Consider the following 16,281-nt stretch of genomic DNA (forward strand, 5'->3'; position numbering starts at 1 on the left):
TTGAAACAGAAACCTGTGATTTTTGAAACGTTTAGAATCGTTAGTTTTAACAAAATAAAAACAAAAGAGATGAATTATAATTCTTTGGAGCGTCGTTTTTTTGTTTAATTTGTTTTTCTTAAAAAGAATCTTTTTGTTTGAATAATAAACCTACTTTTATTCTTCTCGACTCTTAAATGATTGCCCAACAGTTCTTGTATTAAAAATGACTATTTTGCTCGCTCTCAATCTTATAAAACAATAGATAATCATTATTGGTAATCATAGGTTTTTCATTTCTTATATCGTGTGCCTTTGATACACTGCGATAGCCAACAAAATTAGGATGTTTTTATACGTAATAATGCTTTTGTGTTTTTTATTTAGAAACTAAAAAGACCTTCTTTGATGTTGACTAATTAGTGTTATTGCTATTGGGATTAGCTGTATAGAACCTAATAATAACCTAGCTGGAATGTACGTTAAACTAGGTGTAAAATTATTTTGTGATACAGTTGTTTTGTGTTGATTTAGATTTGTAAAATATCAAAAAAACAATGCTATAGGATAGTGAGAGAAGTAAACGTAGACTACAATCTATAAATTACCAAATAAATATAAAATAAAATGATTGATATTGCTTTATTAAGCGAATTTTGTAAAATCCCTGCTGCACCTGGCTTTGAGCAGCGATTGCGAGCTGTAATAATGGAAATGATTGCTCCTTTAGTGGATGAGGTGTCTACCGACGCAATGGGAAATGTATATGCAGTGAAAAAGGGAACGAAGAAGGGGAAAGATGCCAAAAAGGTAATGATTGGAGCGCATATGGATGAAATTGGCTTCATTGTAACGCATATAGAAGAAGGTGGGTTCATTCGTTTTCACACCTTAGGAGGGTTTGATCCCAAAACTTTGACCGCTCAACGTGTTATTATCCACGGAAAGAAAGACATTGTAGGTTGTATGGGGTGTAAACCTATTCACTTGTTAAGTGCTGCTGAACGAGGTAAGCCATTGGGAATTAAAGATTATTTCATTGATACAGGAATGACACAAGAAGAAGTGGAGTTGTTGGTTAGTGTTGGTGATCCAATTACTAGAGAGCGAGAGTTGATAGAAATGGGAAATTGTGTTAATTCAAAATCTTTGGACAATCGTTTGGCTGTTTATATGCTTTACGAAACTTTGAGAGAATTAAAAGATACTCCTGTCCCGTACGATGTATACGGCGTATTTACGGTACAAGAAGAAGTAGGAATTAGGGGGGCTAATGTTGCTGCTCAACAGGTTAATCCTGATTTTGGATTTGGAATTGATGTAACGATTGCTTTTGATGTGCCTGGTTCACAAGCACATGAACGCATTACTTCTTTGGGTAAGGGCTGTGCTATTAAAATCATGGATAGCTCGACAATTTGCGACTATAGAATGGTTAATTTTATGAAGCAAACGGCTGATAATTACAAAATTCAATGGCAACCTGAAGTGTTAACAGGAGGAGGAACCGATACGGCTGGTATTCAACGTAGAGGAATTAATGGCGCCATCGCAGGATGTGTTTCTATTCCTTGTCGGAATGTGCATCAAGTTATTGAAATGGCGGATAAAAGCGATATTCGAAATGGTATTGATTTGCTTAAAAAATGCCTCCTAGAAATGGATCAATACGATTGGAGTTTTAGATAAACTATTTCCGTCATTGTTTAGGTACTAAAAATAATGTAGCAGTATTTTGCTGCCTTTTTGAAAATATAAGATATTAGGTTGGTTGTCAGTTGTTCTATGTTTGTAAATTACAAATAAAGATACTAATAACCAACCTACTGTTTTTTTAGAGGGCGATTTGACTTGAATGGCTGCGACTTTACAATTTTGCTACCAACTCATGTAAGACAGTTCGATCTATGACGTGTTTGCCTTCGAACCAAATCATTTCAAATTGAATGCCTTGTTGTTGAGTAAACATATCATGCATCTGAATTTTTTCGGCACTTAAATACTCGTCTTCCTTTCCATAGACAACATACAGCTTCTTTTGTGCCAAGTAATCTTTCATAGGCAAATAGCTTAAATCCGTAGGAAAGGCAGCACCCCACAAAATAAGATTATGAAAGAAAGGTCGATTGCGTTCTATCCAACGCACGACAGTTGCCCCTCCTTGCGAAAAGCCCAGAATGTTAATCTCTACGTTTTCAGGAAGTTGGTTTTTGTATTTGTAATAAAGATGTTCTATATAATTACAATAATCCTCAATTTCAGACAAACGATCTGCTTTGGTCATCCAAGAAGCTCCTACGCTGCCCTTCTTTTCGTTCCAATAAAAGCGAGAAAATCCTTCAGGGGCAACGATAAAACAATCGTCTCCTAATTGATTGAATTTATGAATGATTTGGCTGGCCAACTGACCATAACCATGACAGACAATAAAAAACTTCTTCGTAGAGGAAGAAGGAGTTCCTAAGGTGTAATAATGAGCGGTTTTAGGAAATTTGATTTTGTGTGATTGCATAACAAAAGAGTTTTTTGACTTTTACACGAAAAAACTATATTTTGGGTGGAATTAGAAATAATTATAAAATTATTTTTTTGAACAATAGTTCGTTGAAACCACGTAGTAGCAGCGCAACTAAACTTTATTAGTTTACTTCGTAAGTGCTGCGCAGTTGATAGTCAATTAGTCGTGAATTTGTTGTGTCTTGTGTTAAAATATTGATTATTAAACTAATATAAACGTGCTTTTTTGTCTTTTTGGTGAAAAAGTAAACAACTAAGCGATAGCGATCTCATGACCGCAGGGAATAATCAACGAACTACTATTTGAATACATTGCTTTAAAAAATTAATGCTTTGTAAGTAATGGAATTATGCTTGTTTTGTTTTTACTTTGTCGGACAAAAGAACCAATACAAGCATAATTTTAGAGTTTACAATTTGTGATGCAAGAGGAGTAATAAAAATCAACAGTACACTTTCAATATTATAACCTATCTAATGGCCAAAAATAACAATACTAAAAAAGCAAAGGAATCTAATAGAGGTTCTTCAACAAATACAAATAGCTTGTTAGCTCGATTTGGAAAACATCTTGTCGCTTATTTTGTTTTGATTGCAGCAACAATGTTGTATTTAAAACCAGTGGCTTTTGATGGTATGTCTTTGCAACAGCATGATAATGTTCAGGCAGTGTACCAACAGAAAGAAATTAACGATTATCAAGAAAAGCAAGGCTCTGTTATTCGGTGGACGAACCATATGTTTGGTGGGATGCCAACGGCTATGATGAGAAGCAATAATTATAATTATGCAGGAACTTATGTGGGCAAAGCGATTACTGTGTTTACGCAAAAAAGCGAGCTTAGGACGCTTTTTCTAATTATGATTTGCGGATACATAGGTCTTGTGCTAGTGGGCGTCAATTGGGTCTTGAGTTTGTGTTTGTCTATTATGCTAGGCTTTTTTACAGCCAATACGTTATATATTGCCGCAGGACATACTGGAAAAATGGATGTTTTGGCCATTACCCCAGTTATTGTAGGAGCATTTATTTATGCTTACCGTAAAAATATGTTGTTAGGAACAACCTTTTTCACAATAGGCATCAGTTATAGCATTATGAGAAATCACGTGCAAATGACTTACTACACCTATTTCGCACTAGGAATTATAGGGCTTTTGTTTTTAATTGACGCTATCAAAAAACAACAAATTCCTCATTTTGGTAAGTTTGCTTTAAGCATGCTTGTGGGAACTTTGTTGGGAATCGCCTCCAACTTAGGAAGCTTATGGGCTATTTACGAATATGGTCAAGCTTCTACACGAGGAAAGTCAGAGCTGACCGTCAAGAAAGAGGCACCTGTTGCTGATCCAAGAAATAAAGCAGAAAAACCAAATGCATCGAGCGGTTTGCCTTACGATTATGTCTTTGGATTGAGTATGGAAAAAATGGAAGTTGCTAGCTTGATGTTTCCAAATTTCCACGGTGGAACACAAGGAAAATCATTTTATTCTGACCCCAAATCAGAGACTTATGCTGCCTTTAACAATCCTGCCATACAACAAGAGTTGATAGCTGCTGCTAGAAAGAATGGCATCAAGGATCCCAATCAATTTATGAATCAATTGATCAATCAGTATACTCGACAGTATCGAGGAAGTCAAACTATGAGTGGTGGTCCTATCTATTATGGTGTGGTCACTTGCCTATTGCTTTTCTTAGCTTTATTACTATTACGAGGCGCGGTGAAATGGGCTTTTATCAGCACCTTTGCCTTTTTTATCCTATTAGCATGGGGAAAACATTTTGCTGCTTTTAATGATTTGATGTATTACTATTTCCCATTGTACTCTAAGTTTAGAGATACCAAGATGACACTTTTAGTTGCTCAGCCTATCGTAATTTTGGCAATAGGGTTAGGTTTGATGAAATTAGTGCGTTTTAATGCAGAAGAATATGCTAATACTTGGTCAGCTAAAGTATTGCCAAAGATAAAGCAAACAGTATCTAAAGAAGGTTATGTTTTGTTAGCTGGTTTGATTGGTTTGGGGATTTGTGTATTGGCTTATCTATATCTAAGTATGGGAGCAATATCAGCACCTACTGATGCTGGTTTGGCAATGATTAGCCCTAAGTTGGTTGCTGCATTAGAAGCTGACCGAGCAGCATTGGCAAAAGCAGATGTTTTGAGAGCAATTGGGTTTATTTTGGTAACAACAGGCGTTTTATACGCTTATACGAAAGAAAAATTATCTATAGAAATTGCTGGAATTGTAGTCGCCTTAATTGCTGTTATAGACTTAGGAATGATAAATTCTGATTATTTGAATAAGAATAGTTATACAGCAAAAAATTATCAAGTAGCCAGTAAAGAACAAGTACTTCAAAAATCAGATCGTGATATCTTAAAAGATAAGTCCATTTATAAGGTGGTCGATTATTCTAGAGGAGCGCCTAGTCAGACGGCGGCTACTTCGGGGATTCATAAAAGTTTAGGAGGGTATTCTGCGGCTAAGCCTTTGTTGTATCAAGAATTTTGGAATTATTATCAATTGGATAATGGAAATGTTGCCCTAAAACAACACAGCAATTTGATGAACATGATGAATGTGAAATACATCATTGTGAGTCCTGACCGATTTATGGATAATCCAACTGCTTTAGGAAATGTTTGGTTTGTACAAAATATTCAACAAGTCAAAAATGCCGATGCAGAATTAGCTGCTTTGGATGATCTAAATCCTACGTTGAATGCTGTTGTACAAGAAAAATATGCAGATTATGTAAAGGGTTTAGAAACCGATTATCAAGCAGGAGATAAGATTAGCTTAAAATCATATCATCCTGATACAATGGTGTATCAGTCCGAAACTGCTAAAGATCGATTTGCTGTTTTTTCTGAAATGTATTATCCCAAAGGTTGGAATGTGTATATAGATGGGGAAAAAGTGGCTCCTTTCATCAAGACAAACTATATCCTTAGAGGGCTAAAAATTCCAGCAGGTAAGCATGAAATCAAAATGATTTATGAGCCTAAATCTGTCTTTTTAGGAGCAAAGATTGGCCTTATTGCGAACTGCATGATATTACTGCTTTTTTTAGGAGCTATCTACTCGATTAGGGTAAAAAAAGATGATAAAATTGCTAAGAATTAGTAGTTACATATTAGCTATATTGCTACTAATATAATACCATTTGTCATAATTTGGTTCTTATTTTAAGCATCTATTTCAAAGTAAAAGGAACAGTAGGATGGTAAAATTATTCTCTACTGCTAGAAAGCTAACAAACTGCGTATTAATGCCTCTATTGGTGATGCTGTTTGGATTTTAAGAATTTATTTTATAAATTAATTATTATCTTTTCTAAAGAGAGGATAAGAGGTTTTAATAGTGAATTGATGAGAAATAGATTAGTAAATATGCGAAAAAATAGTCAAGGAGAAAACTTGATTAAATATGGATATAAAGTTCTAAAAAGAAGATTTACAAAGTGGATTTTGCATACGGATTTGTTTTACGTGTTTAGTAAACCAAGACGAAAAACAAAAGCTTATATAAGTGATATTCCTCCCATTAATCGGAATCACCTTCAAGCTGCTAATTACTTTATAGATACTCGCATGCCACTCAATGATAAAAGTGTTGTTTATTCTTTGGGAATTTCTGTAGACTCTTCATTTGATGAGTTTTTAACAAAAAATTATGGATGTGAAGTCTACATGTATGATCCTACTCCTGCTTCTATAGAATATATGGCTAAACAAAAGAATGAGTTATTCAAGTTTTTTCCTATTGCTGTATGGATAGAGAATACTACATTGAAATTTTCAACACCAAGTTTTGGAGGGTCTTCTTCTTCTTTTATTGAAACCAATGATTTTTTCTATGCTGAAGCACGAACGATATCAAAATTAATGGAAGATAACGGTCATAGCCATATTGATCTTTTTAAAGCAGATATAGAAGGGGCAGCACTTCCTATTTTGTTACAAATGATTGAATTGGATATTATACCTAGACAGCTTATTGTTGAGTTTGAGCGTTATGAAACAGAGGATTCTAAGATTGACGAGTTTTTTAAAAAAATTACATTTGTTCGTAATATACTTCGTGAAAAAGGGTATGAAGAATTTTTATTGCCAAGAGAGAAGCAAAAATACTTTTCCTTAGAAATGTTATTCATAAAAATATAAAAATAATTAATGGGAAAATATATTAATTGGGCAAGGACAGTAAGGAGATTAGGAATTAATAAAATTAAAGAATTCTTATTTTCTAAAAAGCAACAAGTTGATAATCATTTGGTTAACGAGATTTTGGGAGTGGTGCGAAAGGAAGGGGTGTATGTCTATGAAAATTTTTTATCGAAAGAAAAGTGTGAGATGTTTAAGAAGGAAATAGATGCTGTTCTTGAAAAGGAAAATCCCAAAATTTGGAAAGACTCTCTTGGGTCAGATACTCGATGTTTTGGAATTAATCGGCTATCTAAATTTATTGATGTGCATTTTTATAATGAGCCTAGAATAGTTGCTTTGAGGGAAGCATTTCTTGCTCAAAAAGATGAGCGCATTTTAGGATTTTCGATGGCTAATAAGCTAGTTGTTAAAGAAAATAATTTAGGCTCAGGGTTAGGCTGGCATCGAGATACAGTAAACGAATCACAGTTTAAGGTGATTCTTTACGTAACAGATGTAGGAGAAAAGAATGGAGCATTTCAATATTTAAAAGGTTCACATAAAAAACAATCTGTTTTAGATGGAATTTTAGAATACAATTTTGACTATAATCATAATAGATTAAAAGATATAGATATTGATAACTATTTAAAAACAGGAAAATATAACTTGATTACTCCTGTTGGCAAAGCAGGTACTTTACTAGTCGTAGATACATCAGGAATTCATCGTGGAATGCCTATAGAAGAAGGAGAGCGTTATGCACTAACAAATTATTATGCTTTACCTAAAAAAATAGGAGGAAGTGGGCTACCTAAGCATATTTTAAATTTATTGGTAGAAAATTAATAATTATAGCTTTTCGGTTGTTGTTATCAATAGTTTGTTGAAGACAACAAATAGCAGTTGCAGTTCACTACTATTCAGGGGCTTAATTTAGCTGTGCTGCTACTTCGTGGTGCACTTGGGGGGGCGCTACTCGAATACTGCATTTGTCAAATGATTGTTCCTTCTTTACAACTGACAAATGTGGACGCATTCTTCGTAGGCTTATTCTTTTATACTGCTAGTACAAGACATCCGATTTTCGAAGCTTCGATATGCCCTTCCAAGTAGGGCATGAGCTCTTTTTGGGGATAGACGCTGTTTTTATTCTTAAAAAATAAAATCTGTACGGTTTTGTATTTGTAAAAACATAGTTATTAGACTCATAAGATTAATCTAATATCTAGAGGTAAAATCGTATCCATGTACTTCGTGAGTATGGTAAAGGAGATTGTGAGCAAAATTGAATTTTTTTCTTATCATTTAAGGGGGGGGAGTCGGTATGAAAGTATTGTTTTTGTTATAAAAATGATACTAGAGAACTAATTGAGTAATAGTGCCTCATAAGAGCAGGGAATAATCTACGAAGTACATTATATTTACAATCATCTTAAAAGATACTAAATCTAAGTTTATAGACCTGTTTTGTAATCTATACTAATTTGTTTTGAAAGTTCTATGAAGCGATGGTTGTCAGAGAAAAATTACTTTCCTTTATTGTATATGAAAGGTATAATGTTTATACTTTGAAGTATATATTTACCTAGCACTTGAGTTTGTGTAAAAGATGTTTTTAATAAAATTGCCTGCCTATAAAGATATATTGCAGATTGAAAATGAGCTAATGCTTGTATTCGATTCTAAAATACAAGAGGCTATCTTTCTGTCAGAAGATTATTTGGATTTCACTAAGGAAAAGACTAGTTTTACCTATACTGATGGCAATGACTTGTATAAAAAATCAGGTGCTGTTGTGTCTCGAAAAATTGCTAATTGAATAAAGGAACGATAGGCTTTTTAACAGAAGAAAAAGCACCATCACTATAAGGGAACAACGTAGGTAGATATACACAACGTATTAACAGAACAAAACAAGCAGACAAACACATTTTATGAAAGTAGCATTAATTACTGGAGTAACGGGGCAGGATGGAGCCTATTTGAGCGAATTTTTATTAAAAAAGGGATACCAAGTGCACGGCATGAAGCGTCGATCGTCTCTTTTTAACACCGATAGAATTGATCATCTTTATCAAGATCCTCATATTGATAATCGCAATTTCTTTTTGCATTATGGGGATATGACGGATAGCACTAATATTACTCGTTTGATCAAAGAAATCCAACCAGATGAGATTTATAATTTAGCCGCAATGAGCCATGTACATGTTTCTTTTGAAACACCCGAGTATACAGGTAATGTTGATGGTTTAGGAACACTGAGAATCTTAGATGCAGTGCGGTTGTTGGGCATGGAAAAGAAAGTTAGAATTTATCAAGCTTCAACTTCTGAATTGTATGGAAAAGTTCAAGAAGTACCACAATCAGAAACAACTCCTTTTTATCCTAGGTCGCCTTATGCTGTTGCGAAAATGTATGCTTATTGGATTACCGTCAATTATAGAGAAGCTTATGGTATGTATGCTTGCAATGGCATTCTTTTCAACCATGAATCTCCCCTTCGTGGAGAGACATTTGTAACTAGAAAAATTACTAGAGCAACTTCTAAAATTGCCTTAGGGTTGCAAGATAAGCTTTATTTAGGAAATCTAGATGCTAAGAGAGATTGGGGACATGCCAAGGATTATGTACGCATGATGTGGATGATTCTACAAGCGAATGAAGCAGAAGATTGGGTAATAGCAACAGGCAAAACAACTACGGTAAGAGATTTTGTTCGCATGAGTTTCCAAGAGGTCGGAGTTGAGTTAGAATTTAAAGGAGAAGGTGTTGATGAGAAAGCTTATGTCAAATCCTGTAATAATCCTGATTATCAATTGGAAATAGGAAAAGAGGTGTTGGCAGTGGATCCTAAATATTTCCGACCAACAGAAGTTGATTTATTGATTGGTGATCCTACCAAAGCAAATGAAAAACTAGGATGGATTCCAGAGCATGATTTGCAGTCTTTGGTCAAAGATATGATGACGAGTGACCTTAAATTAATGCGTAAAGAACAATACCTAAAAGAGGGGGGCTATATCACCATGAATTATTTTGAGTAAGTCGTTTGCCGCTAATAACGCAGAACAAATCTATTCTGAAAATATTTCGTAAGGCACTAATTTTAAATGGATAGGAAAACCAAAAAACACCCAATTAATGATGATAAAAAATAATGGCAAAACGTATATTATTGCTGAAGTAGGTGTCAACCATAATGGAGATCCAGCTTTGGCTAAGAAATTAATAAAAGAGGCAAAAAATGCAGGTGCTGATTGTGTTAAATTTCAGACATTTAAAGCTTCTCAAATTGTTACTCGAACTTCTCCAAAAGCGAAGTACCAACTGGAAGTGACTGACAAGTCTGAAAGCCAATATGAGATGCTCAAAAAGCTAGAATTAGATTTTCAGGTTTACCAAGAGCTTATCCGTTATTGTGAAGAAGTAGACATTGATTTTTTGTCAACACCTTACAATATTGAAGATTTAGACTTTTTAGAAAAACTAGATGTAGGTGCTTACAAAATAGCTTCAGGGCAATTAACAGAACTGCCCTTCTTGAGGGCGGTAGCTAAGAAACAAAAAACAATGTTAGTTTCTACAGGGATGGCAACCTTGAGCAATGTTTTTGAAGCAGTAGAGGCAATTCGAGAAGAAGGTAATGAGGACATTATTGTGTTGCAATGTACAACCAATTACCCTTCAAAAATAGAAGATGCTAATATTTTAGCTATGACATCTATTCGAGATGCTTGTGGTGTCAGAGTAGGGTATTCTGATCATGTAACCAATAATTTTGCTTGCTTTGCTTCGGTAGCGTTGGGGGCAGAAGTAGTAGAAAAACATTTTACCTTAGATAAGAATATGGACGGTCCTGACCATTCTTGTTCTTTGACACCTTCGGAGTTTCGAGACTTAGTTGATGGTATTCGAAATATAGAATTGTCTTTGGGGAGCAAAGTTAAAAGACCTTCGAAGATAGAACTAGATAATAGTTTAGGAATGAAGCGAGGTATGGTTATTATTAAAGATATTAAAGAAGGTGAAGTATTGACCCCAGCTCACATTGGTTTTAAAAGACCTTTGCAAGGCATTCCTATTAATATGTTGGATGAAATTATAGGGAAAAAAGTCTCTAAGTCATTGTCATTAGATGAAACTATTGATTACAATTGCATTCTATGGTAGAAAAACTATCGATTAAAGAAATCAATAAATCAGACGGCTCAGTATTGCAAGAGTTTATTGATAGTGCTGGTAATTCGGCAAAAACATTTCGATACTTTGATAAGCGCTCAATTGATGTACTAGATAATCATCAATTGACTTTGCTTGCTTTTATTGGCAGCAAGCCCGTTGGGTATGGCCATTTAGATTATGAAGATGGGCGGACATGGTTGGGAATTGCCATGATAGAGGGGTATACAGGAAAAGGTTTTGGAAAACAAATCATGAATTATTTACTGAATTATGCAGATACACATCATTTGCCCGAAATCTACTTATCGGTAGATAAAGATAATATGGCAGCGGTATCCTTGTATAATCAATTGAATTTTGAACAAGTTAAAGAGCTCAATAATGCTGTTCTTATCATGAAAAGATTGAAACAATAAATGAATTCTAATATATATGTTAGCTCGTTAGCTTTTTTAGGACAACCTGTTGAAGCTGTTGTTAAGTGCTGTGAAAAAGAAACCATTAACTTGGAATTTAGTTCAGGAATGCCATATCGCCAAGACATGGAATTAATCTATAAAGCCTGTCGTTTTCCAAGAATGCCGCATAATTACTTTCCTGCACCCCAAATTCCCTTTGTTTTGAACTTGGCAAGTACAGATGAAACAATCAGGCGAATGTCTATAGAGCATTGTAAGAATGGCTTGCATTTGGCAAAATCGAGTTCATCTCCCTTCTTTGCTGCTCATGCAGGTTTTTGTGTGGATCCAAATCCAGCAGAATTAGGTCAGAAAATAAAAGTTCCAGCTAATTTAGATAAAAAGTTAAGTAAGCAGCATTTTCTGGATTCTGTGAACGAGTTATTGGTGCTTGCAGAGGAGTTAGATATAGATTTTCTCATAGAGAACAATGTAATTGCTCCATTTAACTATGATAATAAGGTGAATTTTCTGCTATGCACAGAATATGAGGAGATTAATTGGTTGTTTGAGATGATAGAACACGATCGATTGGGCTTGTTGTTAGATACCGCGCACCTAAAAGTAAGCTGTCAAACGCTTGGTTTGGATCTAAAGCAGGAGTTTCAGAAAATTAAGCCATTTATAAAAGCATTTCACCATAGTGATAATGATGGAACGAAAGATAATAATTTACCCTTGCCGAAAGATTATTGGTTTTTAGAATATTTTGATGAATTTAGAAATTATGTGCATGTTTTAGAAGTTAAGTCTTTAGAACTATTCGAAATTAAAGCACAAATAAAATTATTGACAGGAGATGGAAATTAAAGATTTAATCATCAATAAAAACTCTAATTTAAGAGAAGCCCTTCACCATTTAGATAATAAAGGCTCTGGAGTTTTATTCATCGTAGATGATAATGATACCAATAAGTTATTGGGTATATTAACCGATGGCGATGTTCGTCGATTTTTACTTTCAGAAGTGAATTTAGAGACAGCTGTGACCAATGTAATGAATGCTAATTTTGTATCCTTGCCTTCGAATGCTGATAATTCAAAAATTTTGGAATGTTTAAATAATAGAATTAAGATTATCCCATTATTGAATGACAGAGGAGAAGTCGTTGATTATGCTTCTCTGAATCGATTGCGACGCATTTCAATTGCCTCTCCATTATTGGAGGGAAACGAGTTGACTTATTTAACAGAGTGCATCAAAACGAACTGGATTTCTTCTCAAGGAAAATATGTTCGAAAATTTGAAGCTTTGTTTAAAGAATATCATGAAAATTATGAGGCCTTGGCGGTAAGTAATGGAACCGTAGCTTTGCACTTAGCTTTAGCCGCTTTGGATATAGGCAAAGGAGATGAGGTAATTGTGCCTAATATGACTTTTGCTGCTTCTATCAATGCAATTATTTATACCGGTGCCACGCCTGTATTGGCTGAAATTGAAGCGGATACTTTGAACATAGATGCTCGTAAAATTGAGGAGTTGATTACCGATAGAACCAAGGCTATTATGCCCGTTCATTTGTATGGGCAGGCTTGTGACATGAATGAAATTATGCGAATTGCAGAAAAGCATGACTTATTGGTAGTAGAGGACTGTGCAGAGGCCTTGGGCTCTACTTACGAGGGAAAGCCTCTAGGGGCATTTGGAGATGCGGCAACGTTTAGTTTTTATGGCAACAAAACCATTACAACTGGAGAAGGAGGGATGGTTTTGTTTAAGAACTTTGACATTGCAGATAAAGGAGCTGTTTTGCGTGATCATGGAATGAGCAAAGAAAAACGCTACTGGCACGATTATGTTGGGTTTAATTACCGATTAACAAACCTACAAGCAGCGATAGGAGTTGCTCAATTTGAGCGATTGGATGAGTTTGTTAATGCCAAAAAAACATTGGCTCAAAAATACAATGAAGTTCTTTCTAAGTATGATTTCTTCCAAACTCCTATTGAAAAAGAAAATGTTACGAACTCTTATTGGTTGTATACTTTCTTAATAAATGAAACAGCTCCTTTTACACGAAAAGATTTAATGGACTTTTTGAATGAAAAAGGAGTAGAAACAAGACCCATCTTTTTTCCTTTGAATGTAATGCCTCCATACGTTGAGTATGCTCAAAATAATACTTTTGATATTTCTGAACGTGTTTCTAAAGCTGGGATGAGTTTGCCTTCTGCGGTCAATTTATCTGCCTTAGAGGTTGATTATATTTGTGATTGTCTTAATGAGTTTGTTTCGATGTACTCATAAGTAAGGATGGAAGGAAGTAATCTTTGAATTATATAATACAATAGTTCGTTGAAACCACGAAGTAGCAGCAAACCGAGCTGTGCGAGCTCACGACCGAAGGGAGTAACAAAGCTAAACTACCACGTAGTAGCACCGCAAGTAACTAAGCTTGCGACCTCATGACCGCAGGGAATAATCAACGAACTACTAATATTAGGTAATAGTAGTTAGCCGTGTTGCTACTGGGGCGTGTCTTATTTACTTCATTAACTTTATTTCATGAGATCATTATGGCTTAGTTAAAATTGTGTTGATACGGTATAGTATAAAAAAGTATAATAGATGTCATTAAAAAAAATTGACAATGAATAATATGAATGTATTAATAACAATCTGTGCTAGAGGAGGGTCAAAAGGATTGCCAGGCAAGAATGTTAAAGAAATTGCAGGGAAACCACTGATTGCTTATTCTATCGCAACAGCAAATAAGTTTGCTAAAAGTTATGGGGGAAAAGTTATCATAACACTAAGTACAGATAGCAAAGAAATACGAACAATAGCTTCTGAGCATGGTTTGGTAACTGATTATATTCGACCTGCTGCATTGGCAACAGATAAAATTAGTAAAACGCCTGCGTTAAAAGATATATTAAAATATGAAGAAGAAAGAAATCAAATAAAGTTTGACTTGCTTATAGATTTTGATATCACTTCTCCAATGAGAACAATAGAAGATATAGAGACAGCCATTAAAATTATTGAAAATGATCGTAATGCAGTAAATCTAGTAACCGTAAATACTGCCCATCGAAACCCTTATTTTAATATGTTGGAAGAAAAGGAAGATGGTTATTTTGGCGTATCCAAAAAAACTGCTACTCCTTTTTACTCTCGTCAAGGTGCTCCCATCGTATATGACATGAACTCGTCTTTTTATATCTTTAAACGGCATTATTTTGAGAATAATTATAATGGATCTTTGACAGATAGAACATTGGTATACAAAATGCCACATGCTTGTTTTGATGTCGATAGTTTAGATGATTTTGAATACATGGAATACTTGATTACTACAGGCAAATGGGAGTTCTAATGAAGGTTGTGATAATTGGTTTAGGGAGTATTGGGAAAAAACATGTTGATGCTCTGATGCAAATAGAGGAGCATAACTTTGATATATATGCACTTCGAAGTTCCATGAACAAAACAAAAACGTATAAAAATGTTAACAACATTTACTCTTTAGAAGTACTACCTTTTGAGCCTGATTTTTTTATTATCTCTAATCCTACATTTCTTCATTTTCAAACGTTGCAAACATTAATTTTATTTGAAAAGCCTTTGTTAATTGAGAAACCTGCTGTTATGCTTTTGAAAGAAGCAGCTATTATTGAACCTATTCTTAGGAAAAAAAATATTTTAAATTATGTAGGGTGCAATCTTAGGTTTTTGGAAGTTTTGACCTTTTCAAAAGATTTTCTTAGAAAGAAAAACTTGAGAATTAATGAAGTCAATATCTATGCAGGGTCTTATTTGCCGAGTTGGCGTCCCAGCCAAAACTTTAGAGAGGTTTATAGTGCCAATGCAAAAATGGGGGGAGGAATTCATCTTGATTTTATCCATGAAATTGATTATTTATATTGGTTTTTTGGTAAGCCTAAAATGCAACATAGTATTTTGAGGAATAATTCCTCCCTTGAAATCTCAGCAATAGATTATGCTAATTATAGCTATGTATATAATGAATTTGTGGCTTCTGTTGTCCTGAATTACTATCGAAAAGATAGAAAACGTACTTTTGAAATCGTTGCAGAAGAAGGGACGCTTCTAATTGAAGTCGAGAAGGGAAAGGTTTTTTTTAAACAAGAATTGATTTTTCAAACAGATCAATCTATATTGGATACTTATTTTAAACAAATGCGATACTTTGTAAATTGTATTAAAAGTAATGAAAAAACGATGAATACTTTTTCCGAAGCATTCGAAGTTTTACAAATGTGTTTAGATGATGAATAAATTAGAAGGAAAGATAATTTTGGTAACTGGAGGAAGTGGATTGTTAGGGAAAGCAATGTTAAAGCACATTGTAGAAAATGGAGGAATAGCAATAAACGGTGATGTATCGGCAACAGATGATATTCAAAATGGGGTGTTGTCACTTGATGTAACAAATTTTGCATCTATCAAAAAATGTGTTGATACAATAATAGATTATTATGGAAGAATTGATGGTTTAGTTAACAATGCTTACCCTAGAACAAAAGATTGGAGCAATAAATTTGAAGATGTTACAATAGAGAGCTGGCGTAAAAATGTAGACATTCAGTTAAATAGTGTTTTTGAAATTACTCAGTTGGTCTTATCTAAAATGGTGACACAAAAAAATAAAGGGGCTATTGTTAATATTGCATCTATTTATGGAGTTTTAGGAAATGATTTTACTGTTTATGAAGGAACTAATTTAACATCTCCTGCTGCATATGCAGCCATTAAAGGAGGAATTGTTAATTTTACTAAATACCTTGCGTCTTATTATGGACCTCAACAGATTCGAGTAAATTGTGTTTCTCCAGGAGGAATATTTAATCATCAACCTACTACGTTTGTTGAGAATTATGAAAAAAAAGTCCCTTTGCAAAGAATGGGGATGCCTGAGGATATTGCACCAGCAGTTTCTTTTCTATTGTCAGAAGAAGCCAAATATATAACAGGACACAATATTATGGTTGACGGTGGCTGGTCTATCATTTAAGTT

At 34.3% G+C, this 16,281-nt stretch carries 14 protein-coding genes; 13 read left to right on the forward strand and 1 reads right to left on the reverse strand.

Translation table 11 applies throughout. The features are described 5' to 3' along the window. Positions 1–606 precede the first annotated feature (606 nt). Complete coding sequence (locus QP953_RS06475; RefSeq protein ID WP_052592219.1) at positions 607–1,668, forward strand: M42 family metallopeptidase; 1,062 nt, start codon at positions 607–609, stop codon at positions 1,666–1,668. A gap of 178 nt (positions 1,669–1,846) precedes the next feature. Here the strand turns inward: QP953_RS06475 and QP953_RS06480 are convergent, their stop codons facing one another. Further along, complete coding sequence (locus tag QP953_RS06480) at positions 1,847–2,491, reverse strand: serine aminopeptidase domain-containing protein (RefSeq protein WP_309554354.1); 645 nt, start codon at positions 2,489–2,491, stop codon at positions 1,847–1,849. A gap of 482 nt (positions 2,492–2,973) precedes the next feature. Between QP953_RS06480 and QP953_RS06485 the strand changes: the two genes are divergently transcribed. The 12 genes from QP953_RS06485 (at position 2,974) to QP953_RS06540 (ending at position 16,278) form a co-directional block, all read left to right on the forward strand. Beyond that, positions 2,974–5,631 (forward strand): hypothetical protein, encoded by a 2,658-nt coding sequence (locus tag QP953_RS06485; protein ID WP_309554356.1) that lies wholly within the window; start codon positions 2,974–2,976, stop codon positions 5,629–5,631. Positions 5,632–5,876: 245 nt separating this feature from the next. Further along, complete coding sequence (locus QP953_RS06490; RefSeq protein ID WP_309554358.1) at positions 5,877–6,671, forward strand: FkbM family methyltransferase; 795 nt, start codon at positions 5,877–5,879, stop codon at positions 6,669–6,671. 9 nt (positions 6,672–6,680) lie between these two features. Next, entirely contained in the window at positions 6,681–7,502 is an 822-nt protein-coding gene (locus tag QP953_RS06495) for a phytanoyl-CoA dioxygenase family protein (protein WP_309554359.1), read from the forward strand. A 763-nt stretch (positions 7,503–8,265) separates the two neighbouring features. Beyond that, positions 8,266–8,475 (forward strand): hypothetical protein, encoded by a 210-nt coding sequence (locus QP953_RS06500; protein ID WP_309554360.1) that lies wholly within the window; start codon positions 8,266–8,268, stop codon positions 8,473–8,475. 115 nt (positions 8,476–8,590) lie between these two features. Next, positions 8,591–9,703, forward strand: a complete 1,113-nt coding sequence (gmd, locus tag QP953_RS06505; RefSeq protein ID WP_309554361.1) for a GDP-mannose 4,6-dehydratase — start codon at positions 8,591–8,593, stop codon at positions 9,701–9,703. Between the two features lie 97 nt (positions 9,704–9,800). Beyond that, positions 9,801–10,829: an N-acetylneuraminate synthase gene (neuB, locus tag QP953_RS06510; RefSeq protein WP_052592235.1), complete on the forward strand. Its 1,029-nt coding sequence runs from the start codon at positions 9,801–9,803 to the stop codon at positions 10,827–10,829. Beyond that, entirely contained in the window at positions 10,823–11,257 is a 435-nt protein-coding gene (locus QP953_RS06515; RefSeq protein ID WP_052592237.1) for a GNAT family N-acetyltransferase, read from the forward strand. Before neuB ends, QP953_RS06515 begins: the two co-directional genes overlap by 7 nt. Further along, positions 11,258–12,109, forward strand: a complete 852-nt coding sequence (locus QP953_RS06520; RefSeq protein WP_052592238.1) for a sugar phosphate isomerase/epimerase — start codon at positions 11,258–11,260, stop codon at positions 12,107–12,109. Further along, a complete protein-coding gene (locus QP953_RS06525; RefSeq protein ID WP_052592240.1) occupies positions 12,099–13,547 on the forward strand; it encodes an aminotransferase class I/II-fold pyridoxal phosphate-dependent enzyme in 1,449 nt (482 codons plus the stop codon). The genes QP953_RS06520 and QP953_RS06525 overlap by 11 nt, the downstream gene beginning before the upstream one ends. Positions 13,548–13,890: 343 nt before the next feature. After that, positions 13,891–14,619: an acylneuraminate cytidylyltransferase family protein gene (locus tag QP953_RS06530; RefSeq protein ID WP_309554363.1), complete on the forward strand. Its 729-nt coding sequence runs from the start codon at positions 13,891–13,893 to the stop codon at positions 14,617–14,619. Further along, a complete protein-coding gene (locus tag QP953_RS06535) occupies positions 14,619–15,542 on the forward strand; it encodes a Gfo/Idh/MocA family oxidoreductase (RefSeq protein ID WP_309554364.1) in 924 nt (307 codons plus the stop codon). Before QP953_RS06530 ends, QP953_RS06535 begins: the two co-directional genes overlap by 1 nt. Further along, entirely contained in the window at positions 15,532–16,278 is a 747-nt protein-coding gene (locus tag QP953_RS06540; RefSeq protein WP_309554366.1) for an SDR family oxidoreductase, read from the forward strand. Before QP953_RS06535 ends, QP953_RS06540 begins: the two co-directional genes overlap by 11 nt. Positions 16,279–16,281: the final 3 nt, after the last annotated feature.

It is taken from the genome of Aureispira sp. CCB-E (assembly GCF_031326345.1).
Classification (GTDB): domain Bacteria; phylum Bacteroidota; class Bacteroidia; order Chitinophagales; family Saprospiraceae; genus Aureispira.